Below are 23,279 nucleotides of genomic sequence, written 5' to 3'. Positions count from 1 at the left end.
CCCCCCCGCGGACGCGGATTAGTGTCATTTTATGTTGACACTCGCCGACATGCCGACCCCCGTGACGAGCCCCGATCCGCGCCCGCACGCGGTGGTGATCGGCTCCGGCTTCGGCGGTCTGGCGGCGGCGATCCGCCTCGGCGCCCGGGGCTACCGCGTGACGGTGCTGGAGCGCCTGGAGCAGCCCGGCGGCCGCGCCCGCGTCCACCGCCAGGACGGCTTCACCTTCGACGCCGGCCCCACCATCGTCACGGCGCCGTTCCTGTTCGAGGAGCTGTGGCGCCTGTGCGGCCGCCGGATGGACGCGGATGTGACCCTCGCTCCCATGCGGCCGTTCTACCGCATCCGCTTCGACGACGGCGCCACCTTCGACTACGGGGGCGACGTCGCCGCCATGCGGGCGGAGGTGGAGAGGTTCTCGCCCCAGGATGTCGCCGGCTACGAGGCCTTCATGGCCCGCTCCGAGGCGATCTGCCGGGTCGGGTTCGAGGAACTCGGCCACGTGCCGTTCTCATCGGTCACCGACATGCTGCGGATCATGCCGAGCCTGCTGCGGCTCGGCGGCCACCGCTCGGTCTACGACCTCGTGGCGCGCTACATCCGCGACGAGCGCCTGCGGACGATCTTCTCCTTCCACCCGCTCCTCATCGGCGGCAGCCCGTTCCGGGCGAGCGCGATCTACTGCCTCATCGCCCACCTGGAACGGCGCTGGGGCGTCCACTTCGCCATGGGCGGCACCGGCCGCCTCGTCGACGGCCTGTGCGACCTCATCCGGGGGCAGGGCGGAACGCTGCGCTACGGCGCCGACGTCGCCCGGATTGCCGTAACCGGCGGCAAGGCCACGGGGGTCACCCTGGCGGACGGCGAAACGATTCCGGCCGCCATCGTCGTGTCGAATGCCGATTCGGCCTTCACCTACGGGACTTTGCTCGGCGGTACCGCCAAGCGCTGGAATACCCGGCGGCTCAGGCGCGCCCATTCCTCCATGGGCCTGTTCGTCTGGTACTTCGGTACGCGCAAGAAATTTCCGGATGTCGCCCACCACACCATCCTGATGGGTCCGCGCTATCGCGGCCTCATCGACGACATCTTCACGAAGAAGCGTCTGGCGCAGGATTTCAGCCTCTACCTGCACCGGCCCACCGCCACCGACCCGCTGCTGGCGCCCCCGGGGCACGACGCCTTCTACGTGCTGTCGCCGGTGCCGAACCTCGACGGCGGCCAGGACTGGGCGGCGCTGGCCGAGCCCTACCGGCAGGCCATCGCCCGGCATCTGGAGGCCACCGTGATGCCGGGACTCTCGGATTCCCTCGTCACGTCGAAAGTGACGACCCCGGCCGACTTCGCCAGCGATTTTCTGAGTTTTCGTGGGTCGGGCTTCGGCCTCGAACCGGTGCTGACGCAATCGGCGTGGTTCCGGCCGCACAACGCGTCCGAGAACGTGCGCAACCTCTTCCTCGTCGGGGCCGGCACCCATCCGGGTGCCGGGCTGCCCGGCGTCCTGTCGTCTGCCCGAGTCCTCGATTCCGTGGTGCCGGATGCGCGCGTCTTCGCCTGAGGCCGTCAGGCCGTCCTTCTGGGCCGTACCGGACCCCGACCGACCGCCCCTGTGGGCGACGCCCCACGCCGACGCGGCCGACCGGGCCGCTTGCCGGACCGCGATCCGGGCGGGCTCGCGCAGCTTCTTTGCCGCCTCCGCCCTCCTGCCGGCCCATGTCCGGCGCCCGGCCTACGGGCTCTACGCCTTCTGCCGCCTGTCCGACGACGCCGTCGACGACGTGGCGCCGGCGGCCCGGAATGCAGCCGTGGCGCGCCTGTCCGCGCGCCTGTCCCGCGCCTATGACGGACGCCCGGCCGACGCACCGGCCGACCGGGCGCTGGCCGACCTCGTCGTCGCCCACGCCATCCCGCAGGCCCTGCCGATGGCGCTCATCGAGGGGCTGGCCTGGGACGGAGAGGGCCGGCGCTACGCGACGCTCTCCGAGCTCACCGCCTACGCGGCCAGGGTCGCTGCCAGCGTCGGCGCGATGATGACCCTGATCATGGGGTCACGCGACCCCGCCACCCTCGCCCGGGCCTGCGACCTCGGAGTCGCCATGCAGTTCACCAACATCGCCCGCGATGTCGGCGAGGATGCCCGCGCCGGCCGGCTCTACCTGCCCGTCGACTGGCTGAGACAAGCCGGGATCGACCCGGATGGGTTCCTGGCCGACCCGCGCCCGAGCCCGGCCCTGGCGGGGGTCGTCGCCCGGCTGCTTGCGGCGGCGGACCTCCTCTATGCCCGGTCGGAGGCGGGCCTCTCCGGCCTGCCGCGGACCTGCCGCCCGGCGATCCGGGCGGCCCGGCTCATCTACGCCGAGATTGGCCGCGAACTGGAGCGCCGGGGCCTCGATCCCGTGAGCGCCCGCGCCCGCGTCGACGGGCGGCGGAAAGCGGTGCTTCTGGCCCGCGCCACTCTGACGCCGTCCTCCGCGCCCCCGGCGGAACGCGACGCGCCGCCCCTGGCCGAGGTCGCGTTCCTCGTGGAAGCCGTGGCCGCCGAGCCGGTCCCGGCCGGGCCGGCCTGGTGGGACGTGCCCGGCCAGATCGCCCGCGTCCTCGACCTCGTCGAGACTCTGCGCGAGCGCGAGTCGTTTTCGGGGTCCGGCTTCGCCCCCGAGGACGCCCCGCACGCGGTCACGTGAGCGATTCGCTCTTCGCCGCCCTCGACATCGGCCTCGTCTTCGCTGTGGCCCTCGGGTTGGCGATCTGGCAGCTGGTGGCACTCAAGCGCGGTATCCGCCGCGACCGCGAGGCGGCGTCCCGCGCGAAGGCCGAGGCCGGCGATTCGTGAGCCAGCCCCCTGCGTCGCCAGGTGTCGACGCCCGCGTCACCCGAGCGGGCGCGGCATCCGGAACGGCAGCATCCAGCGCACCAGGGGGTTCCTGAACCGGTCCAGCGACAGGCTCTCGTGGACCGGGCGCACGGCCTGCCCGCACAGCCGCGTCTCCAGCAGGGAGCGGGCATAGAACGGCGTGTCCTCGAAGGTCCGCGCCACCCGGGCCGCGCCGTCGTCGCTGCGGGTCGCGCGCGGGATGCGCCACAGGCGGGTCGGCGGCAGGGCGGCGGGGCGGGGCGGGTCCATGTCGCGAGGCGCCCCCGTGCCGTCGAAGCGCAGGGACAGGTTCTGGACGGTGCCGTCGCGCCGCCGCACGTCGTAGAGGATCGCGGCTCCGTCCGTGAGGTCGGCCCGGCACCAGGTCCAGTCCGAAAAGGCGTCCTCCAGGGGCGTGTCGCCGTGATTGGTGTCGAAATAGGCCGTGCCGGTCCAGGCCAGCGCCGGCTCGGTGAGCGCGACCTCCACGGGCGAGGACGGCGCCATCGGCCACCAGCGGTGCTGGCCCCCGGCGTCGAGGGTGAACGGGCCGGGGGTGAGGCCCGTGGGGCGCACCCGCACGGTGCCGCGCACCCGCGAGGGGATCGGTGCCGTCACCTCGTCGAGGGTGATGGTGAGGGTGGTGCCGTCCCAGGCGAGATCGCTCGGGCCGATGGCGAGGTGCGTCGCGTCCCGCGACACGGCGCGGCGCCCGCGCTCGGTCATGCAGAACCGGTTCGACCGCTCCCCGTAGAGGACGACGTTGACGGCGCAGTGCCGGAACGGGTCGCGGCTCGGGTCCCAGGCGTAGTAGGGCGAGAACACGGAGCCGATGAAGGCGATGATGGTCAGCCCCTGGCGGCCGTCGGCGCTCAGGGCATCGACGTACCACCAGACATAGCCGCCACGGCCGACGGGCGTGTCGAAGCGCGGGCGGTGGCCCGTTCCGCCAGCAGGCTGTCCGCCGCGAGCCGCCCCGACTGGGCCGCCATCGGCACCCCCGGCCCCGGATGCACGCTCCCCCCCGCTAGATACAGGCCCGGAATCACCGTCCGCGCCCCCGGGCGGCGGAACGACGCCATCCACCCGTGCGAGGCCCGGCCATAGAGGGCGCCCCCCGTCCCCGGAAACAGCTTCCCGAACCCCGCCGGCCCCGTCGTCACCGTGGCGGGCGTGTCCGTCAGCCTCAGCCCGCAGGCCCCCAGGCGGCGATGCAGGGCGGTCGTGCATGTGGCGATCTCCGAAGGGGTGGCGCCGCCCGCCGGCGCGTTGATGAGGCAGAGCAGGCGCTCGGACCCGGGCGCCTCGGGGGCGACGTCGCCCCGGTCCTGGGCGCAGACATAGACCGTGGGGTCGGCGGGCAGACGCCCCCGGGCGATGGCGTCGAACTCGGCGGCGTAGTCGCCCGAGAAGAACACCGTGTGGCGCAGGAGCGGGAAGCCCTGGGCCTCGGCATTCATGCACAGGGTCACGGCCGAGAGCGACCGTTCTGCCGGCGGAACCCGATCGGCACCCCGGGCCGCCGCTGCGCCGAGGAGCCCGTCGGCCAGGGCCGCCGCATCGGCGTTGCAGACCACAGCGTCCGCCGGAAGGCGCTCGCCGTCGGCGAGTTCCACGCCGGTGACGCCGGTGCGATCGGTGAGGATGCGGGCCACGTGAGCCTCGGTGCGCAGGTGCGCGCCGCACTCGGCGGCGAGATCCGCCACCGCCCGGGCCAGGGCGCTCAGGCCGCCCGCCACGTGCCAGACCCCCTGCGACTCGACATGGGCGACGAGCATCAGGGTCGCGGGCGCCCGGTACGGCGAGGCGCCGCAATAGGTGCTGTAGCGCCCGAACAGCTGGCGCAGGCGCGGATCGGAGAAGTATTCGCCGAGCGCCGACCACAGGGTGGTGAAGGGCTGGATGCGCCAGAGGTCGCCCAGGCCCGACAGGCCGGCTCGGCGGGTGAGGGCGACCGGGCTCGGGCGCTGCCCCCGGATGAACGGCCCCTCCAGGGTTCGGTAGACCGCCGCGGCCCGGGCGCGGAACCGGTCGTAGCCCTCGGCTTCGCGTGGCCCGGCGAAGGCCGCGATGGCGTCGCGGGAGGCGCGCGGATCGGCGAACAGGTCGAGGTGGCCGTCCGGCCCCCAGGCGTGCCGGGCGAGAATCGCCGCCGGGGCGAGGGTCACGCGGTCGTCGAGGCTCGCGCCGCACTCCGAAAAGATCTCGTCGAGGACCCAGCGCATGGTGAAGACCGTGGGACCGGCCTCCACGGCGCGCCCGTCGACGGGCACGCTGCGCATCTTGCCGCCCGGATGCGCGGCGCGCTCCAGCACGGTGACGTCGAGGCCCGCATGGGCGAGCCGCAGGGCCGCCACCAAACCCCCGATCCCCGCCCCGATCACCACGACCCGCACGCGCCGCCCCTCCGTTACCCAAACCACACCTTGACGAGTGTCAATATTATCTGACACTTTCAACCGACAAGCGGAAGAGACATTCGCAATACCGGTGGGGAGAGACGTCAGATGGATGCCAACCGTCGTATCGAGCGCACCCTCGACGCCGCCGTCGCCCACGCGGAGGCCCCCGGCGCCCCACCGCGCCTCGCTGAGGCGATCCGCTACGCGGTGTTCCCCGGCGGCCACCGCATCCGGCCGCGCCTGTGCCTGTCCGTGGCGCGGGCCTGCGGCGACGACGACCCGGCGGCCTCCGACGCGGCGGCGGCGGCCATCGAACTCCTGCACTGCGCCTCCCTCGTCCACGACGACCTGCCGTGCTTCGACGACGCGCCCCTGCGCCGGGGCCAGCCCTCCGTCCACGCCGCCTTCGGCGAGCCCCTGGCCGTCCTGACCGGCGACGCCCTCATCGTCTCCGCCTTCGAGACCCTGGCGCGGGGCGCGGCGCGCTCGCCGGGGCGGCTGGCCGCCCTCGTCGGCCTCGTCGCCCGCGCGGTAGGCTCGCCCAACGGCATCGTCGCGGGCCAGGCCTGGGAATCCGAGCCCCACGTGGCGCTGGCCGAGTATCAGCAGGCCAAGACCGGCGCCCTGTTCGCCGCCGCGACGGTGACGGGCGCCGCCGCCGCCGGCGCACCGGCCCTGCCGTGGCGCCTGCTGGGGGAATGCCTCGGCGAGGCCTATCAGGTCGCCGACGACCTGCGCGACGTCGCCTGCCGCCAGGAGGAAGTCGGCAAGCCGGTCGGCCGCGACGCCACCCTCGGCCGGCCCAACGCCGCCGCGCTTCTCGGCATGGGCGGGGCCCTCGCCCGCCTCAAACGCCTCGCCCGCGAGGCCGTGGAGGTCATTCCGGCCTGCCCGGGCGCCGACGCGCTCCGGGCCGAGATCGAGGCGCAGACCCGGCTGTTCCTGCCGGCCAGTCTCGTGCGGGAACTGGCCTGACGGGCGGGTGCCCACCATGGCCACCCCATCGGTGACGGCGGCGGCGGGCGTGGACAAGCTCCCCGGCGACGTCGCGCCGTCGAAGGATTCGTGGCGGGCGCGGTGGCGGGCCTTCCGCACCCGCACCATCGCCCGGCCCGGCTTCCAGCGCTGGGCCGCCGGCTTTCCCCTCACGCGAAAAATCGCCCGGGCGAACACGAGGGCGCTGTTCGATCTCTGCGCCGGCTTCGTCTACTCGCAGACCCTGTTCGCCTGCGTGCGCCTCGACCTGTTCCGCCTCCTCGCCGACGGCCCCCTTGCGCCCGAGGCCCTGGCCGCGCGCGTCGGCCTCGCGCCGGACCGGGCCCTGCGCCTGCTCAAGGCGGCGGCCGCCCTCGACCTCCTCGCCCGGCTGCCCGACGGCCGCTTCACCCTCGCCGACCTCGGCGCGGCCCTCATCGGCAACCCGTCGGTGTCGGCGATGATCGAGCATCACGCGCTTCTCTACGCGGATCTCGCCGACCCCGTCGCCCTCCTGCGGGGGGAGGGCCCCACCAACCTGTCCGGCTACTGGGCCTACGCGGAGGCCGCACGCGGCGATCCCGCGAGCGCGGAGTCGGTGGCGGCCTACGGCGAACTCATGGGCGCGTCCCAGGCCCTGATCGCGGGGGACATCCTCGACGCCTATCCCCTGCGGGGCCATCGCCGCATCCTCGATGTCGGCGGCGGGGAGGGCGCTTTCTTGCGCGAAGCCGCGCGCCACACCCCCGGCCTCGGCCTGATGCTGTTCGATCTGCCCGCCGTGGCGGCGCGGGCGGCCACGCGGTTCGCCGAAGCCGATCTCAGCGCGCGTGCAAAAACCTTCGGCGGCGCGTTCCCGGACGATCCGCTGCCGCGCGGGGCCGACCTCGTCACCCTCGTGCGCGTGGTCCACGACCACGACGACGCCAAGGTCCGCGCCCTCCTGCGCGCGGCCCACGCGGCCCTGCCCACGGGCGGGACCCTCCTCATCGCCGAACCCATGGCCGGCACGCCCGGGGCCGAGGCCATGGCCGACGCCTATTTCGGCTTCTACCTCCTCGCCATGGGCACCGGCCGCTGCCGCACGGCCGCCGAGCTGACGGAGCTTCTCACCGAGGCCGGCTTCGGCGGGGTCCGCGAGATCCAGACCCGCCGTCCCCTCCTGACCCGGCTCCTCGTGTCCACCCGATTAGACACCCGAGAGTGTAAGTAATGCTTGACGAATAAAAGTGTCTATCTAGGATGACACATGCGGGCCGCGCTTCGACGGTCCCGGGACGGGGAGGGCCAGAACCATGCAAGCGCGTGCCATCGTCCTCCACGAGCCGGAACGGATCGCCCTCGACACCCTCGCCCTCGACGCTCCCGGTCCGGCCGATGCCGTGGTCGCCGTGCGGTGGAGCGGCATCAGCACCGGCACGGAACGCCTGCTCTGGTCCGGCCGGATGCCGATGTTCCCCGGCATGGGCTACCCCCTGGTGCCCGGCTACGAATCCGTCGGCACGGTCATCGAAGCCGGTGCGGAATCGGGCGTCGCGGTCGGACAGACCGTGTTCGTGCCGGGCGCGCGCTGCTTCGGGCCCGTGCGTGGCCTGTTCGGGGGCGCCGCCTCGCACCTCGTCAGCGCCGGCGCCCGCCTCGTGCCCCTCGACCCCTCCTTGAGCGAGCGCGGCATCCTCTTCGCCCTGGCGGCGACGGCGCAGCACGCGCTGGGCGCCGCCCAGTCCGGCCCCTCCCTCATCGTCGGGCACGGCGTGCTCGGGCGCCTGCTCGCCCGCCTCACCGTCGCGGCCGGCGGCACGCCGGTGGTGTGGGAGACCAATCCCATCCGGGCCGAGGGGGCCGACGGCTACGCCGTGCTCCACCCGAACGCCGACGCCCGGCGCGACTACGCCACGATCACCGACGCCAGCGGCGATGCCAGCCTCCTCGACACCCTGATGGGGCGCTTGGGGTTCGGCGGCGAGATCGTGCTCGCCGGCTTCTACGAGGCGCCCCTCGCCTTCACCTTCCCGCCCGCCTTCCTGCGCGAGGCCCGCATCCGGGTCGCGGCGCAGTGGAAGCCCGAAGACCTCGCCACCGTCGCGGCGCTCACTGCGTCGGGGCGCCTGTCCCTCGACGGTCTCGTCACCCATCGCCAGCCGGCCGCCAACGCGGCCGAGGCCTACCGCACGGCCTTCGGCGAGCCCGCCTGCCTGAAGATGATCCTGGATTGGAGTGCCGCATGAACATGCAGCTGAACGGCGCCGCCCTGAAGGCATCGGAAGCGCTTCGCGCCGAGGCCGGCATCGAGCCGGACCCCGTGCCGGTAAAAGCCACCAAGGAGACGCAGATCATCGCGATCTACGGCAAGGGCGGCATCGGCAAATCGTTCACGCTGGCCAACCTCAGCTACATGATGGCCCAGCAGGGCAAGAAGGTCCTGCTCATCGGATGCGACCCTAAGAGCGACACCACCTCTCTGCTGTTCGGCGGCCGCGCCTGCCCGACCATCATCGAGACGTCCACCAAAAAGAAGCTCGCCGGCGAGCAGGTCGCCATCGGCGACGTCTGCTTCAAGCGCGACGGCGTCTACGCCATGGAGCTCGGCGGGCCGGAGGTCGGGCGCGGCTGCGGCGGCCGCGGCATCATCCACGGCTTCGAACTCCTCGAAAAACTCGGCTTCCACGAATGGGGTTTCGACTACGTGCTGCTCGACTTCCTCGGCGACGTGGTCTGCGGCGGCTTCGGCCTGCCCATCGCCCGCGACATGTGCCAGAAGGTCATCGTCGTCGGCTCCAACGACCTGCAGTCGCTCTACGTCGCCAACAACGTCTGCTCGGCGGTGGAATACTTCCGCAAGCTCGGCGGCAACGTCGGCGTCGGCGGCCTCGTCATCAACAAGGACGACGGCACCGGCGAGGCCCAGGCGTTCGCGGCCGCCGTCGGCATCCCGGTCCTGGCCTCGATCCCGGCCGACGACGACATCCGCAAGAAGAGCGCGAACTACGAGATCATCGGCAGGCCCGAGAGCCCGTGGGGCTCGCTGTTCGCGGATCTGGCCCAGAACGTCCACGACGCGGCCCCCAACCACCCGACCCCGCTGTCCCAGGACGGTCTGCTCGGCCTGTTCAAGGGCGAGGCCGTGGGCCGCGGCGTCACCCTGGTGCCCGCCACCTTCGAGGACATGTGCGGCAGGGCGCACGTGGTGAAGCCGTCCCTCGAAGTCGTCTACGACGAGGTCTGACGCATCATGGCCGTCACCCTCGACATCGCCGATCTGCGCGCCCGTAAGGATCGTCCGGCCTCGACCCTGGCCCCCATCGTGGCTCCGGCCGAGGTGAATCTCGCCGCCGCGAAGGGCGACGGCCTCGGGTGCCATTCCGGCAAGGCGACGATGCGGGCGGCGGCGGAGGCCGCCGGCATGTCCGACACCCTCGATCAATTGCGAAAAGACTATCCGCAGGGGCCGCACGACCAGCCCCAGAGCATGTGCCCGGCCTTCGGGAGCTTGCGCGTCGGCCTGCGCATGCGCCGCACGGCGACGATCCTCTCGGGCTCGGCCTGCTGCGTCTACGGCCTGACCTTCACCTCGCACTTCTACGGGGCGAAGCGGAGCGTCGGCTACGTGCCGTTCAATTCCGAGACCCTGGTCACCGGCAAGCTGTTCGAGGACATCCGCGAGGCGGTGTTCGACGTGGCGAAACCCGCCGATTACGACGCCGTCGTGGTGATCAACCTGTGCGTGCCCACCGCCTCGGGCGTGCCCCTGCGGCTCCTGCCGAAGCAGATCGACGGCGTCCGCATCATCGGCATCGACGTGCCGGGCTTCGGGGTGCCGACCCACGCCGAGGCGAAGGACGTGCTCGCCGGCGCCATGCTGAAATTCGCCCGCACGGAAGCGGAGCAGGGCCCCGTGCAGGCGCCCCGCACGGGCCGGGCCGAGCGGCCCACGGTGGCGCTCCTCGGCGAGATGTTCCCCGCCGACCCCGTGGTGATCGGCGGCCTCCTCGAACCCTTGGGCCTCGCCGCCGGTCCCGTCGTCCCCACCCGCGAATGGCGCGAGCTCTACGCGGCCCTCGATTGCACGGCCGTGGCGGCGATCCACCCGTTCTACACCGCCTCCATCCGCGAGTTCCAAATGGCGGGCCGCCCCATCGTCGGCTCGGCGCCGGTCGGCCACGACGGCACCGCTGACTGGCTCGACCGCATCGGCGAGGCTTGCGCCGTACCCCGCGCCACCGTGGAGGCGGCCAAGAACCGGCTGCTGCCGATGATCCGGGGGGCGCTCGCCGCGACCCCGATCCGGGGCCGCATCACCCTGTCGGGCTACGAGGGCTCCGAGCTCCTTGTCGGGCGCCTCCTCGTCGAGAGCGGCGCGGATCTGCGCTACGTCGGCACCGCCTGCCCACGCACGCCCTATGCCGAGGCCGACCGCGACTGGCTCGAGGCGCGCGGCGTCACCGTGCGGTTCCGCGCCTCCCTCGAAGACGATCTCGCCGCCATGATGGAGTACCGGCCGGATCTCGCCATCGGCACCACACCGGTGGTGCAGAAGGCCAAGGCCCTGGCGATCCCGGCCCTGTACTTCACCAACCTCATCTCGGCCCGCCCGCTCATGGGCGTCGCGGGCGCCGGGTCGCTGGCCAAGGTCATCAACGCCGCCATCGGCAACCGGCCCCGCTTCGACGCCATGCGGGCCTTCTTCGAGGGCGTCGGCGAGGGCCACGCCGCCGGCATCTGGGAAGACGTGCCGCAGCTGCGCAAGGCCGTCGCCGCCGCGCCCCGGGGCAAGCCCGCCCACGATCCGATCGGGGAGATGGCCTGATGCTCGTCCTCGATCACGACCGGGCCGGCGGCTACTGGGGCGCCGTCTACGTCTTCACCGCCATCAAGGGCCTGCAGGTCGTCATCGACGGGCCCGTGGGCTGCGAGAACCTGCCCGTCACCTCGGTGCTGCACTACACCGACGCCCTGCCGCCGCACGAGCTGCCCATCGTCGTCACCGGGCTGGCGGAAGAGGAGCTCGGCCGCCACGGCACGGAAGCCGCGATGAAGCGGGCGCATTCGACCCTCGATCCGGGCCAGCCCAGCGTGGTCGTCACCGGCTCCATCGCCGAGATGATCGGCGGCGGCGTCACCCCGGAGGGCACCAACCTCCAGCGCTTCCTGCCGCGCACCATCGACGAGGACCAGTGGCAGGCCGCCGACCGGGCCATGGCCTGGCTCTGGCAGGAATACGGCGCCAAGCGCTTCGCCAAGAAGGGTATCCCGGCTCGGCCCGAGCGCAAGGCCGGCGAGCGCCCCCGCGTCAACCTCATCGGTCCGGCCTACGGCACCTTCAACATGCCGTCCGACCTCGCCGAGATCCGCCGCCTCGTCGAGGGCATCGGCGCCGAGGTCAACCTTGCGTTCCCCCTCGGCTCGCACCTCGCCGACGTTCCGAAGCTCGTGAACGCGGACGCCAACATCTGCCTCTACCGCGAGTTCGGGCGCCTGCTCTGCGAGGCCCTGGAGCGGCCCTACCTGCAGGCGCCCATCGGCATCCACTCGACCACCCAGTTCCTGCGCTCGCTGGGCGAAATCCTCGGCCTCGACCCCGAGCCGTTCATCGACCGCGAGAAGCACACCACCATCAAGCCGGTCTGGGACTTGTGGCGCTCGGTGACCCAGGACTTCTTCGGGACGGCGAGCTTCGGCATCGTGGCGAGCGACACCTACGCCCGCGGCGTGCGCCACTTCCTCGAAGACGAGATGGGCCTGCCCTGCCATTTTTCGGTGTCCCGCAAAGCCGGTGAGAAGACCGACAACGGAACGATCCGCGACCTGATCGCGAAAAATCCGCCCCTGGTGCTATTCGGCTCGTTCAACGAGCGGATGTACGCGGCGGAAGCCGGCGCGCGGGCGATCTTCGTCCCGGCCTCGTTCCCCGGCGCCATCATCCGGCGCCACACCGGCACGCCGTTCATGGGGTTCTCGGGCGCGACCTACCTCGTCCAGGAGGTCTGCAACGCCCTGTTCGACATGCTCTTCCACATCCTGCCCCTCGCCCGCGACATGGACGCCGTCGAGGCGACGCCGGCGCGGCTCCACCGCGAGCTGCCCTGGGACGAAGCGGCACGGGCCGACCTCGACGCCCTGGTGGAGTCCCACCCGGTGCTGGTGCGGATTTCGGCGGCCAAGCGCCTGCGCGATGCCGCCGAACGGGCCGCGCGCCGCGAGGACGCCCCCCGCGTCACCCCCGATCACGTCGCGCGCGCCCGCGCCGACACGGCCCTCGGGGCCGCCGCATGAACGCGCGGGCCCACTCCCTTCCCGGCTGGAACGGCGCGGCGCCGTCCAACCGGTTCCTGCCGACGCCCGCGCCGCAACGATCCGCCCACAGGAAACGTGCCCCATGCAACGCTCGCTGAACCCGGTCTCCCGCCTGCATCAGGACGCGGTCCAGTTCCGCCTCATCCTGGCGGCGACCTACCCGTTCTTCCTCGCCGCCGCCTGCATGCAGCGCGTGATGCCGGCCCATCCGGTCGGGATCGCGCCGCAGCGGCGCTCGGTCTTCGCCGAGGCGCGCAGCATGGCCGTCTCGGCCATCCCTTTCGTCTTCATGGGATGATTCGCGTCTTCATGGGGTGAATTGCCTCTCGGGCGCGGCCCTTCCGCCAGCCCGCCACCGACCTCCCATCCGTCGCACGGAGGGAAGGACCGCCGGAGTCCGTCGAGGCCCCGGTGACAGCCGCCGCGCTCCCGCGCGGCCAAACCCACGGAGGTTCAACCGATGGCCAACGGCATAGTCGAGAAACCCAGCAGCCTGTCCGGGCTGACGGAACCCGAAGCCAAGGAGTTCCACGCGATCTTCCTGACGAGCTTCATCATCTTCACGGCCATCGCCGTGGTCGCCCACATCCTCGTGTGGATGTGGCGTCCGTGGCTGCCGGGACCCAAGGGCTACGCGGCCCTGGAGACGGCGGCCCAGACCGTCGCCTCGCTCATCTCCTGAGGAGGACGCACCATGCACAAGGTTTGGCTCCTGTTCGATCCGCGCCGCACCCTGGTGGCGCTGTTCACCTTCCTGTTCGTCCTGGCCCTGCTGATCCACTTCATCCTGCTCAGCACCGACCGGTTCAACTGGCTGGAAGGCCCCAAAGCCCCGCGCGCGGCCAACGCCCAGAGCTTCGTCCTGCCGACGATGCCCGCCTGACGGGCGCCCGAGCCAAGGTCAGCGGGCGGGCGGCCGATCCTTATCGGCCCCCGCCCGCGCCACGCCCCGAACGAATCCGACACGACAAGAGCACCCGACACGAACCGTGACGCCGGGAGGGTCTCGCGATGGCGATGCTGAGTTTTGAACGAAAATACCGCGTCCGCGGCGGCACGCTGATCGGCGGAGACCTGTTCGATTTCTGGGTGGGGCCGTTCTACGTCGGCTTCTTCGGCGTGACGACGCTGTTCTTCTCCGTGCTCGGCACGGCGCTGATCCTCTACGGCGCCGCCCTCGGCCCGACCTGGAACATCTGGCAGATCAACATCGCGCCGCCCGACCTGAAATACGGCCTGGCGCTCGCCCCCCTCAAGGAGGGCGGCCTCTGGCAGATCATCACCTTCTGCGCCGTCGGGGCGTTCTCGTCCTGGGCCCTGCGCGAGGTCGAGATCTGCCGCAAGCTCGGCATCGGCTACCACGTGCCCTTCGCCTTCTCGGTGGCGATCCTCGCCTACGTCTCCCTCGTGGTGGTCCGGCCGCTCCTCATGGGCGCCTGGGGCCACGGCTTCCCCTACGGCATCCTCTCCCACCTCGATTGGGTGTCGAACACCGGCTACCAGTACCTGCACTTCCACTACAATCCGGCGCACATGCTGGCCGTGTCGTTCTTCTTCACGACGACGCTGGCCCTTTCCCTCCACGGCTCCCTGATCCTGTCCTCGACCAATCCGGGCAAGGGCGAGGTGGTCAAGACGCCCGAGCACGAGGACACCTTCTTCCGCGACACCATCGGCTACTCCATCGGAACGCTCGGCATCCATCGGCTCGGCCTGTTCCTCGCCCTGTCGGCGGGCTTCTGGAGCGCCGTCTGCATCGTCATCAGCGGCCCGTTCTGGACCCGTGGCTGGCCGGAATGGTGGGGCTGGTGGCTCAATCTCCCGGTCTGGCGCTGAGGGAGGAACCGAACAATGGCCTACTACCAGAACATCTTCTCGGAAGTGCAAGTTCGCCCGGTGACGCCGGAACTCGGCATCCCGCTGCCCTCCGGCAGTCATCGTTGGGGCAAGCCGTTCAACTCCTACCTGATCGGCCTCATCGGCAACGCCCAGGTCGGCCCGATCTACATCGGCTACCTCGGCGCGCTCTCCTTCGCCTGCGGTCTCATCGCCTTCGAGATCATCGGACTCAACATGTGGGCGAGCGTGAACTGGGACCCGGTGCAGTTCGTGCGCCAGCTCCCCTGGCTCGCCCTGGAGCCGCCGCGCCCGCAATACGGGCTCAGGGTCCTGCCGCCGCTGGCCGAGGGGGGATGGTGGCTCATCGCCGGCTTCTTCCTCACGGCCTCGGTGCTGCTGTGGTGGCTGCGCCTGTTCCGCCGGGCCAAGGCGCTCGGCCTCGGCTACCACGTGCCCTGGGCGTTCGCCTCCGCCATCTGGCTGTTCCTCGTGCTCGGCTTCATCCGGCCGGTGCTGATGGGCTCGTGGAGCGAGGCGGTGCCGTTCGGCATCTTCCCGCACCTCGATTGGACCGCCGCGTTCTCGCTGCGCTACGGCAACCTGTTCTACAACCCGTTCCACATGCTCTCGATCGTGTTCCTCTACGGATCGACGCTGCTGTTCGCCATGCACGGCGGCACCATCCTGGCGGTGAGCCGCTTCGGCGGCGAGCGTGAGATCGACCAGATCGTCGATCGCGGCACGGCGACTGAGCGCGCCGCCCTGTTCTGGCGCTGGACCATGGGCTTCAACGCCACCATGGAATCGGTCCACCGCTGGGCCTGGTGGTTCGCGGTGCTCACCACCCTGACCGGCGGCATCGGCATCCTGCTCACCGGCACGGTGGTCGACAACTGGTACCTCTGGGCGGTCAAGCACGGCGTCGCCCCGGCCTACCCGCAGGTCTACGCGCCCATCGTCGATCCCCTGAGCCAGCCCGGAGGGACCCCATGAAGACCTTCTTCGTCGTCCTCGGGGCCTCCATCGCCTTCTTCCTCACGGTGGCGATGGTCGGGTTGACCGATTGGGACCGGCCGCCGCTCAGCACCACCCAGAACGGCTTTCGCGGTACCGCGATGGCGCAGATCCACACCCGTGACGGCGTCGCGGAGAAGAAGGACGCCAACGTGGCGCCGGCGCCCGCCGACCCGGCCGAGCCCGGCGAGGAACTGGCCGGCACCACCTACGAGAACGTCCAGGTCCTCAAGAACGTCAGCGTGAACGAGTTCAACCGCCTGATGGTCTCGATGACCGAGTGGGTCAGCCCGGAGCAGGGCTGCACCTACTGCCACAACACCGAGAACATGGCGGACGACAGCCTCTACCAGAAGAAGGTCGCCCGCCGGATGCTGCAGATGACCCAGCATCTCAACAGCGATTGGAAGGCCAACCACACGGGCGGCGCCGGCGTCACCTGCTACACCTGCCACCGCGGCCAGCCCGTGCCGGCCAACATCTGGTTCACCAATCCCGGCCCGAACCACACCTCGGGATTCGTGTCCCGCAACAACGGACAGAACATGGCGGCGCCCTCCGTCGGCCTCGCCTCGCTGCCCTACGACACCCTGACGGAATACCTCGCCGACAAGTCCATCGACAACAACGCCATCCGGGTGAACGCCACCACGGCGCTGCCCACCACCAAGGGCAAGCCGATCCAGGATGCGGAGAAGACCTACGGCCTGATGATCCACATGTCGGAAGGGCTCGGGGTCAACTGCACCTTCTGCCACAACACCCGGGCCATCTCGAACTGGCAGCAGAGCACGCCCCAGCGCACCACCGCCTGGCACGGCATCCGCATGGTGCGGGACATCAACGGCACCTTCATGGAGCCCCTGACCTCGACGTTCCCGAAGAACCGCCTCGGCGTCCTCGGCGACGTGCCAAAGGTGAACTGCACCACCTGTCACAACGGCCAGAGCAAGCCGCTCAACGGCGCCCACGTGGTCGACGCCTATCCGGAGCTGACCAAGACCACGGTGGCCGAGGTGACGAAGGCTCCGGCCCCCGACGCACCGCCGGCCGGGACGCCTGCCGCCCCCGCGACGCCGCCCGCGGCCCCGTCCGAGACTCCCGTCGAGGCGCCGGCCGCGCCCCGGCCCTGAGAAGCCCCGGCGGGGTGCCCGGCCCGCCATCCGCACCAACCACGGCCGCCGGCACCCGCCCGGCGGCCGTTTCGTTTCGGGGGGAGGGCGCCGGGGCGATCCGTGCTACGGGCCTGCGGTCCCCCGATGCCGCCGCCATGGCCGCACGGCGGGATTCGCGTCGCGCCGCCTTGCCTTGGCGGTACGAATCCTGATAAGGCAACCGCCTTTCCGCGATGCGTCCGCACACATCGCCGAGGCTGCCGTTCGAGGTGCCTCGTTCCCGAGACCCCATGGACAGGCGGCGGGCTTCAAAGTCCGGCCGACGTGAGACCGATGAAGATTCGCAACTCCCTCAAGTCGCTGCGTGGCCGTCACCGCGACAACCAGATCGTGCGCCGCAAGGGCCGGGTCTACATCATCAACAAGACCCAGAAGCGCTTCAAGGCGCGCCAGGGCTGAGGCCCGTCCGCCCGCCTCCAGGCGGGCGCGGCAAGCCGGCAGGTTGACGGCACCGGGCGGGGCGAGGAAGCTCCCCCCATGCCCAGCCAGATCCCGCCTCGGACGTTTCTCAAAGCCGCGCTCGTCGCGGCTTTTTGCGTGGGCGGCGCCCCCCTGTGCCTCGCCCAACCGGCTCCCGAATCGACCGCGAGGCAACCCGAAAAGCCCCGGACCGCCGTCAGCCTGGACGACCTCTACGCCCGCCTGAAGGCGGCGGAGGACGATGCCGAGGCCAAGGGCGTCGCCCGCCTCATCGAGCAGCGCCTCGGGCGCTCGGGCAGCGCCACGGCGGACCTGCTCACGGAGCGGGCGCGCCAGGCCATGAGCGGCCAGGATTTTCCCCTCGCCATCGAGCTGCTCGACCGGGCCACCACCCTGGAGCCGGGCTGGTCCGAGGGCTGGAACCGCCGGGCCACGGTGTTCTGGCTGCTCAAGGACCACGCCGGCGCTATCACCGATCTCAAGCGCACCCTGGTGATTGAGCCCCGGCACTACGAGGCCTGGGCGGCGCTGGGGCGGATCTACCTGTCCATGGACGAGAAGGTCCGGGCCCTGGAAGCCTTCCGGCGGGCCGCCGCCCTGTATCCGCGCATGGACAAGCTGCAGGGTGCCATCGACCGCCTCGCCCCCGACGTCGACGGGCGGGACCTGTAGGCCCCATGCTGCTTCTCAAGGTGTTCGCGGGGCTGCTCGGCCTCGTCGCGGTGGTGCTGGGTGCCGGCGCCCTGGCGACCCTGCTCATCACCCTGCGGATCGAGGCGCGCCACCCGCCGCAGGGGCCGTTCGTGCCGGTGCCGGGCGGGCGCCTCGCCAGCCTCGAGGCGGGTCCGAATCCCTCCGCGCGCGGCACGGTGGTGCTCCTGCACGGCGCTTCGGCCAACGCCTCCGACCCCATGGAGGGCATCGGCCGGCGCCTCGCGGCGGACGGCTTTCGGGTGATCGCCTTCGACCGGCCCGGTTCGGGCTGGAGCGACCGCCTCGGCGGCCGCGACATGGCCCCGCCGGCCGCGCAAGGGCATGCCATCGCGCAGGCCCTGGAACGGATGAAGGTCGGCCCGGCCATCGTGCTCGGCCATTCCTGGTCGGGGGCGCTCGCCACGGCCATCGCCCTCGACCACCCCGAGCGGGTCGCCGGCCTCGTCCTCGCCGCCCCCGTGGCGATGCCGTATCCGCAGGCCGGAACGGTACCGTGGACCTATCGCTTGGCCCTGTGGCCGCCGGCGACCTGGCTCCTCAGCCAGACCCTCGCGACCCCCGTGGGGCTGTACTACCTGCCGCGGGTCGGCGGCGCGGTGTTCCGCCCGCAGGAGGCGCCGGCGGACTACCTCGACCGCAGCCGCGCCGCCCTGGTGCTGCGCCCCGGCTCGATCCGGGCGAACCTCCACGACCTCGCCGGCCTGCCCGGCGCCCTCGCCGTCCAGGCGCCGCGCTACGCCACCCTCAGGGTGCCGACGGTGGTGATCTCCGGCGACGCCGACGGAGCCGTGCCCGCCGGCCGGCAGGCGGTGCCGCTGGCCGCCGCGATCCCAAACGCCCGCCTCGTCCTGCTGCCGGGCATCGGCCACATGCTCCAGTACGTCGCCGTCGACGCCCTGGCGGACGAAGTCGCGCGCCTGGCCGACCGGATCGCCGCGGAACGGGGCCCGGTCGCGCCTTGAGTCTCGGGCCAGACCCCGATGAGGTCTGGCCGCGCAACCGCACGGCGGCAATTATCCGCCGAACCTGACGAAGCCCGGCCAGGGGCTGGGATTCGTGAGAACCGCTCTCACGCCTTGGCGGCGTGCTCGCGGGTGACGAAGGCGATGCGGACGAGGTTCGTGGCGCCCGGCGTCCCGAACGGCACGCCGGCGACCACGATCACCCGGTCGCCGATCTCGGCGAAGCGCTCGCGCACGGCGAACTTCGCCGCCCGGAACGCCATGTCGTCGACGTCGCTGGCGTCGTTGGTGACGATGGGGTGGGTGCCCCAGCACAGGGCCAGGCGCCGGGCGGTCTCGCGCTTAGGGGTCAGCGCGATGATCGTGGCGTTGGGCCGCGAGCGGGCGAGGCGCAGGGCGGTGGAGCCCGAATGGGTCCAGGCCATGATCGCCGTGAGCTTCAGGGCATCCACCATCTGGTGAGCCGCCGCCGCGATGGCGTCGGACGCCGTGGCGTCGGGCTCGGAGCGCTGGGCCGTGAGGATGGTCCAGTACAGGGCGTCGCGCTCGACCTGCTCGGCGATGCGGCTCATCATGGTGATGGCCTCGATGGGGAAGGCGCCCGACGCGCTCTCGGCCGAGAGCATCACGGCGTCGGCTCCCTCGTAGACGGCGGTGGCGACGTCCGAGACCTCGGCGCGGGTCGGCACCGGCGCGGTGATCATCGATTCGAGCATCTGGGTCGCCACCACCACGGGCTTGCCCATGCGGCGCGAGCTGCGGGTGATGCGCTTCTGCACGCCGGGCACCTGCTCCAGGGGCATCTCGACGCCGAGGTCGCCGCGCGCCACCATGATGCCGTCGGAGATCTCGATGATCTCGTCGAGGCGGGTCAGGGCCTGCGGCTTCTCGATCTTGGCCATGACCAGGGCGCGGCCGGCGGCCACCTTCTTGACCTCGGCGACATCCTCGGGCCGCTGCACGAAGGAGACGGCGATCCAGTCGGCGCCGGCGTTGAGCCCGGCCTCGAGGTCGCCCCGGTCCTTCTCCGTCATGGCGGCGACGGGAATCACAGTGTCGGGGAGCGAGACGCCCTTGCGGTTGGAAATGCGGCCGCCGATGACGACGCGCGTCACGGCGCGGCCCTCGGACACCTCCGTCACGACGAGGCGCAGCTTGCCGTCGTCGATGATGACGACGTGGCCGGGCTCGAGGGCCGAGAGGATCTCGGGGTGGGGCAGGAACACGCGGGTCACGTCACCGGGCGTCGGATCGCTGTCGAGGACGAAGGCGGCGCCGTTCTCCAGGATCGCGGCCCCCTCGGCGAAGGCGGCGACCCGGAGCTTCGGCCCCTGGAGATCGACCAGCACGGCGATGGGCCGGCGCAGCTCGCGCTCGATGGTGCGGATGACCTCGATCTTCTCGGGCAGCTTTTCGCGGGGGAGGTGGCTCATGTTCAGGCGGAACACGTCGGCGCCGGCGCGAAACAGCTTCTCGATCATCTCCGGGGTATCGGAGGCGGGCCCCAGGGTCGCGATGATCTTCGTACGGCGTGAGCGTTTCAAAACCGGCCTCCATCCCAAGCACTTCGGCGCCCCGCCGGCTCGCGGATGGCCGGACGTTAAGCGAGCGGCCACAAGCACCCCTATGGCGGCCCCGTCAAGGAGCGCGCCCGGCCTGGATAAATCGGCCCCGTGACGGGCGCATGGCGCGGGGGTGCGAAGACGGCTGCGAAAGGGCCGCGGCGGATGCCCCATAGGGCTGCTTGACCCCCATGCGGCGATCCCGCACCTTCTTAGGAACGATTCAAGAATACAGCATTCAGGAAGCGCCCATGACCGAAGTATCCAAGGTCGAAGCGTCCAAGGCCGAAGCCTCCAAGGCCCGGCCGGTGTCCCTCGACGTCAACGGGCGCGCCGTGCGCGTCGGCCTCGACGATCCCGACACGCCCCTGCTCTACGTCCTGCGCGACGATCTCGGCCTGCACGGGCCGCGCTTCGGCTGCGGCCTGGGGCAGTGCGGCTCCTGCACCGTCCACATCGACGGCGCCGCCGTGCGCTCCTGCATCACGCCGGTCTCCAGCCTGAAGGCGGGGCAGAAGATCGTCACCCTCGAGGGCCTCGGCACGGAAGAGGCACCCCATCCCCTGCAGACCGCCTTCATCGCCGAGCAGGCGGCCCAGTGCGGCTACTGCATCAACGGCATGATCATGCAGTCGGCCGCCTTCCTCACCGAGAGCCCCAAGCCCGACGAGGCCGCGATCCGCCAGGCCCTCGCGAACAACCTGTGCCGCTGCGGCACCCATGCCCGGATCGTGCGCGCCGTGCAGCGCGCCGCGTCCGCCCTGTGATCCGGGAGGTTTTGGCCATGTCCAGCATGATCTCCGACACACCCGCCCTCTCGCGCCGCGCCCTGCTCGGCGGCGCCGGCGCCCTGGTGGTGGGGTTCTCCCTCCGTCCGGCGGCCGCCCAGGCCCCGGCGGCCCCCGCCGCCACGCCCGCCGGCCTGCCGACGGCGGGCCTGACGAAACCCGTCAACGTCGACGAAGTCGATGCCTACCTCACCATCGGGGCGGACGGCCGCGTCACCGTCTATTCCGGCAAGGTCGATCTCGGCACCGGCGTGCGCACGGCCCTGACCCAGATGGCGGCGGAGGAACTCGATCTGCCGCTCGCCGCCGTGACGCTGATCCAGGGCGACACCGGCCTCACCCCCGACCAGGGGCCGACCTACGGCAGCCTGTCGATCCAGAACGGCGGCGCGCAGATCCGGCAGGCGGCGGCCACGGCCCGCAAGGCCCTGCTCGGCATGGCTGCCGAGCGCTTCGGCGTCGCGCCCGAGACCCTGCGCCTCGCGGACGGGTCCGTGGTCGGCGCGGACAACGATCAAAAGATCGCCTTCGCCGAGCTCATCGGCGACCGGCTTTTCGACCTCAAGGTCGACAAGGCGGCCAAGCCGAAGGACCCGGCGCTCTACACCCTGGTCGGCCGCTCGGTGGCGCGCCTCGACATTCCCGCCAAGATCTTCGGCACCTTCACCTACATGCAGGACGTGCGGGTGCCCGGCATGGTCCACGGCCGGGTGGTGCGCCCGCCGGCCCTCGGCGCCACCCTGGAATCCGTGGACGACAGCCGGGCCCTGGCCCTGCCGGGGGTGATCCGGGTGGTCCGCGAGGGCAACTTCCTCGGCGTCATCGCCAAGACCGAATGGGGCGCCATCCGCGCCGCCGACGCCCTCGAGGCGCGCTGGTCGGCGGGCACCGGCCTGCCCGAGCAGGCCAAGCTCTGGGATCACGTCCGCGCCACGCGGGTGACCAAGGAGGATGTCACCAGCAACGTCGGGGCGGCGGACGCGACCCTGGCGAAGACCGCCCGCACCCTGTCGGCGACCTACGATTTCGCCATCCACACCCACGGCTCCATCGGGCCGTCCTGCGCCATCGCGGAGATCAAGGACGGGGCGCTCACCTGCTGGACCGCCTCGCAGATGACCCACGCCCTGCGCCGGCAGCTCGCCGCCATGACGGCGATCCCGACGGACAAGGTGCGCTGCCTCTACGTCGAGGGCTCCGGCTGCTACGGCCGCAACGGCCACGAGGACGCCGCCGCCGACGCCACCCTGCTGGCCCGCGCCGTCGGCCGCCCCGTGCGGGTGCAATGGTCGCGGGCCGACGAGCACGGCTGGGACCCCAAGGGGCCGCCCACCCTCATCGACCTCAAGGCCGGCCTCGACGCCGACGGCAAGGTCCTCGCCTGGACCTCGCAGTTCCTCATCCCCGAGGGGTCGGCCGGCAACGTCCCCCTGGTGGCGGCCGACCTCGCCGGCCTGCCGCACGAGACCACGATGTCGCCGGGCAACATCATCCACAACTCGGCGATCCCCTACACGCTCCCCAACGTCCGCACGGTGTGCCGGCGGCTCGCCGACACGCCGTTCCGCCCGTCCTGGATCCGGACGCCGGGCCGGATGCAGAACACCTTCGCCAACGAGGCGTTCTTCGACGAATGCGCCGCCGCCGCCGGCCGGGACCCGGCCGAGGCGCGCCTCGCCGTCCTCGACGACCCGCGCGGCGCCGAGGTTCTGCGCCGGGTGATGACCCTGGCCAAATGGGAGGCGCGTCCCTCGCCGAAGGCCGACAGCCAGGGCGACGTGGTGCGCGGGCGCGGCATCTCCTACGTCCGCTACGAGCTCTACCGGACCTACGTGGCGGGCGTCGCCGAAGTCGAGGTGGACCGCAGGTCCGGCGCGATCCGGGTGGCGCGATTCTTCGTGGTCCAGGATTGCGGCCAGATCATCAACCCGGACGGGGTGCGCAACCAGCTCGAGGGCAACATCCTCCAGACCGTGAGCCGGACCCTGAAGGAGGAGGTGACCTTCGACCGGGCGCAGGTGACGAGCCTCGACTGGGCGACCTACCCGATCCTCACCTTCCCCGAGGCGCCCGAGATCGTCATGGAGCTCATCGACCGGCCCGGCGAAAAACCCTGGGGCGCGGGCGAGCCCTCGGCGGCCATCGTGTCGAGCGCCATCTCCAACGCGGTGTTCGACGCCACGGGCGCGCGCCTGCGCTCGGTGCCGTTCACGCCCGCGAAGGTGCAGGCGTCCTTGAGCGCCACCTGAGGCACTGGGCAGGGCGGGATGGCGACATGTG

The 23,279-nt window shown here is 71.6% G+C and carries 23 protein-coding genes; 20 read left to right on the top strand and 3 right to left on the bottom strand.

Annotation, left to right across the window (positions count from 1 at the left end; all coding sequences use genetic code 11):
- Window positions 1-31: 31 nt before the first annotated feature.
- Genes ASF28_RS19475 through ASF28_RS23060 form a run of 3 tightly spaced genes read left to right on the top strand, consistent with a single transcriptional unit; the run spans window position 32 to window position 2,833 of the window.
- A complete protein-coding gene (locus ASF28_RS19475) occupies window positions 32-1,558 on the top strand; it encodes a phytoene desaturase (protein WP_056096663.1) in 1,527 nt (508 codons plus the stop codon).
- The gene (locus tag ASF28_RS19470; protein WP_056096660.1) at window positions 1,539-2,684 is read left to right on the top strand and encodes a phytoene/squalene synthase family protein; all 1,146 of its coding nucleotides are present in this window, start codon (window positions 1,539-1,541) and stop codon (window positions 2,682-2,684) included. The genes ASF28_RS19475 and ASF28_RS19470 overlap by 20 nt, the downstream gene beginning before the upstream one ends.
- Entirely contained in the window at window positions 2,681-2,833 is a 153-nt protein-coding gene (locus ASF28_RS23060) for a hypothetical protein (RefSeq protein WP_200912703.1), read from the top strand. Before ASF28_RS19470 ends, ASF28_RS23060 begins: the two co-directional genes overlap by 4 nt.
- 36 nt (window positions 2,834-2,869) lie before the next feature.
- On the opposite strand, the gene ASF28_RS19465 is transcribed toward ASF28_RS23060, so the two are convergent.
- Both ASF28_RS19465 and crtD read right to left on the bottom strand, forming a co-directional pair.
- Entirely contained in the window at window positions 2,870-3,730 is an 861-nt protein-coding gene (locus ASF28_RS19465) for a carotenoid 1,2-hydratase (RefSeq protein WP_056096795.1), read from the bottom strand.
- Complete coding sequence (gene crtD, locus ASF28_RS23055; RefSeq protein ID WP_056096657.1) at window positions 3,727-5,250, bottom strand: 1-hydroxycarotenoid 3,4-desaturase CrtD; 1,524 nt, start codon at window positions 5,248-5,250, stop codon at window positions 3,727-3,729. The genes ASF28_RS19465 and crtD overlap by 4 nt, the downstream gene beginning before the upstream one ends.
- Before the next feature lie 111 nt (window positions 5,251-5,361).
- Here crtD and ASF28_RS23050 point away from each other — a divergent pair, with 111 nt between their 5' ends.
- The 15 genes from ASF28_RS23050 (at window position 5,362) to ASF28_RS19385 (ending at window position 18,649) form a co-directional block, all read left to right on the top strand.
- Window positions 5,362-6,231 carry a polyprenyl synthetase family protein gene (locus ASF28_RS23050; protein ID WP_056096655.1) on the top strand — a complete coding sequence of 290 codons (870 nt, stop codon included), beginning with the start codon at window positions 5,362-5,364 and terminating at the stop codon, window positions 6,229-6,231.
- Window positions 6,232-6,247: 16 nt separating this feature from the next.
- Window positions 6,248-7,444 carry a methyltransferase gene (locus ASF28_RS19450; RefSeq protein WP_082476680.1) on the top strand — a complete coding sequence of 399 codons (1,197 nt, stop codon included), beginning with the start codon at window positions 6,248-6,250 and terminating at the stop codon, window positions 7,442-7,444.
- 82 nt (window positions 7,445-7,526) lie between these two features.
- Complete coding sequence (bchC, locus tag ASF28_RS19445; RefSeq protein ID WP_056096652.1) at window positions 7,527-8,459, top strand: chlorophyll synthesis pathway protein BchC; 933 nt, start codon at window positions 7,527-7,529, stop codon at window positions 8,457-8,459.
- The gene (locus ASF28_RS19440) at window positions 8,456-9,457 is read left to right on the top strand and encodes a chlorophyllide a reductase iron protein subunit X (protein WP_056096650.1); all 1,002 of its coding nucleotides are present in this window, start codon (window positions 8,456-8,458) and stop codon (window positions 9,455-9,457) included. Before bchC ends, ASF28_RS19440 begins: the two co-directional genes overlap by 4 nt.
- A gap of 6 nt (window positions 9,458-9,463) precedes the next feature.
- The gene (gene bchY / locus ASF28_RS19435; RefSeq protein ID WP_056096645.1) at window positions 9,464-11,038 is read left to right on the top strand and encodes a chlorophyllide a reductase subunit Y; all 1,575 of its coding nucleotides are present in this window, start codon (window positions 9,464-9,466) and stop codon (window positions 11,036-11,038) included.
- The gene (gene bchZ, locus ASF28_RS19430) at window positions 11,038-12,504 is read left to right on the top strand and encodes a chlorophyllide a reductase subunit Z (RefSeq protein WP_056096643.1); all 1,467 of its coding nucleotides are present in this window, start codon (window positions 11,038-11,040) and stop codon (window positions 12,502-12,504) included. The genes bchY and bchZ overlap by 1 nt, the downstream gene beginning before the upstream one ends.
- Window positions 12,505-12,607: 103 nt before the next feature.
- Window positions 12,608-12,823 carry a hypothetical protein gene (locus ASF28_RS19425; protein ID WP_056096641.1) on the top strand — a complete coding sequence of 72 codons (216 nt, stop codon included), beginning with the start codon at window positions 12,608-12,610 and terminating at the stop codon, window positions 12,821-12,823.
- 162 nt (window positions 12,824-12,985) lie between these two features.
- Window positions 12,986-13,207: a light-harvesting antenna LH1, beta subunit gene (gene pufB, locus ASF28_RS19420; RefSeq protein WP_056096638.1), complete on the top strand. Its 222-nt coding sequence runs from the start codon at window positions 12,986-12,988 to the stop codon at window positions 13,205-13,207.
- Between the two features lie 12 nt (window positions 13,208-13,219).
- A complete protein-coding gene (gene pufA / locus ASF28_RS19415) occupies window positions 13,220-13,408 on the top strand; it encodes a light-harvesting antenna LH1, alpha subunit (protein WP_056096635.1) in 189 nt (62 codons plus the stop codon).
- 128 nt (window positions 13,409-13,536) lie between these two features.
- The gene (gene pufL, locus ASF28_RS19410; protein ID WP_056096633.1) at window positions 13,537-14,361 is read left to right on the top strand and encodes a photosynthetic reaction center subunit L; all 825 of its coding nucleotides are present in this window, start codon (window positions 13,537-13,539) and stop codon (window positions 14,359-14,361) included.
- Between the two features lie 15 nt (window positions 14,362-14,376).
- Window positions 14,377-15,357 (top strand): photosynthetic reaction center subunit M, encoded by a 981-nt coding sequence (gene pufM / locus ASF28_RS19405; protein WP_056096630.1) that lies wholly within the window; start codon window positions 14,377-14,379, stop codon window positions 15,355-15,357.
- Window positions 15,354-16,511: a photosynthetic reaction center cytochrome PufC gene (gene pufC / locus ASF28_RS19400; protein ID WP_056096627.1), complete on the top strand. Its 1,158-nt coding sequence runs from the start codon at window positions 15,354-15,356 to the stop codon at window positions 16,509-16,511. The genes pufM and pufC overlap by 4 nt, the downstream gene beginning before the upstream one ends.
- Before the next feature lie 315 nt (window positions 16,512-16,826).
- Complete coding sequence (ykgO, locus tag ASF28_RS19395; RefSeq protein WP_055886195.1) at window positions 16,827-16,952, top strand: type B 50S ribosomal protein L36; 126 nt, start codon at window positions 16,827-16,829, stop codon at window positions 16,950-16,952.
- 78 nt (window positions 16,953-17,030) lie between these two features.
- The gene (locus ASF28_RS19390; RefSeq protein WP_157085659.1) at window positions 17,031-17,645 is read left to right on the top strand and encodes a tetratricopeptide repeat protein; all 615 of its coding nucleotides are present in this window, start codon (window positions 17,031-17,033) and stop codon (window positions 17,643-17,645) included.
- A gap of 5 nt (window positions 17,646-17,650) precedes the next feature.
- A complete protein-coding gene (locus tag ASF28_RS19385) occupies window positions 17,651-18,649 on the top strand; it encodes an alpha/beta fold hydrolase (RefSeq protein WP_056096624.1) in 999 nt (332 codons plus the stop codon).
- A 107-nt stretch (window positions 18,650-18,756) separates the two neighbouring features.
- Here ASF28_RS19385 and pyk read toward each other — a convergent pair whose 3' ends face one another.
- Window positions 18,757-20,193 carry a pyruvate kinase gene (pyk, locus tag ASF28_RS19380; protein WP_056096622.1) on the bottom strand — a complete coding sequence of 479 codons (1,437 nt, stop codon included), beginning with the start codon at window positions 20,191-20,193 and terminating at the stop codon, window positions 18,757-18,759.
- Window positions 20,194-20,462: 269 nt separating this feature from the next.
- Here pyk and ASF28_RS19375 point away from each other — a divergent pair, with 269 nt between their 5' ends.
- Together ASF28_RS19375 and ASF28_RS19370 are read left to right on the top strand one after the other, a co-directional pair.
- Window positions 20,463-20,978 carry a (2Fe-2S)-binding protein gene (locus ASF28_RS19375; RefSeq protein WP_056096619.1) on the top strand — a complete coding sequence of 172 codons (516 nt, stop codon included), beginning with the start codon at window positions 20,463-20,465 and terminating at the stop codon, window positions 20,976-20,978.
- Window positions 20,979-20,995: 17 nt separating this feature from the next.
- The gene (locus ASF28_RS19370; protein WP_443189756.1) at window positions 20,996-23,248 is read left to right on the top strand and encodes a molybdopterin cofactor-binding domain-containing protein; all 2,253 of its coding nucleotides are present in this window, start codon (window positions 20,996-20,998) and stop codon (window positions 23,246-23,248) included.
- Window positions 23,249-23,279 lie beyond the last annotated feature (31 nt).

Source organism: Methylobacterium sp. Leaf99 (genome assembly GCF_001422375.1).
Classification (GTDB): domain Bacteria; phylum Pseudomonadota; class Alphaproteobacteria; order Rhizobiales; family Beijerinckiaceae; genus Methylobacterium.
This window is presented reverse-complemented; position numbering and strand designations above follow the sequence as displayed.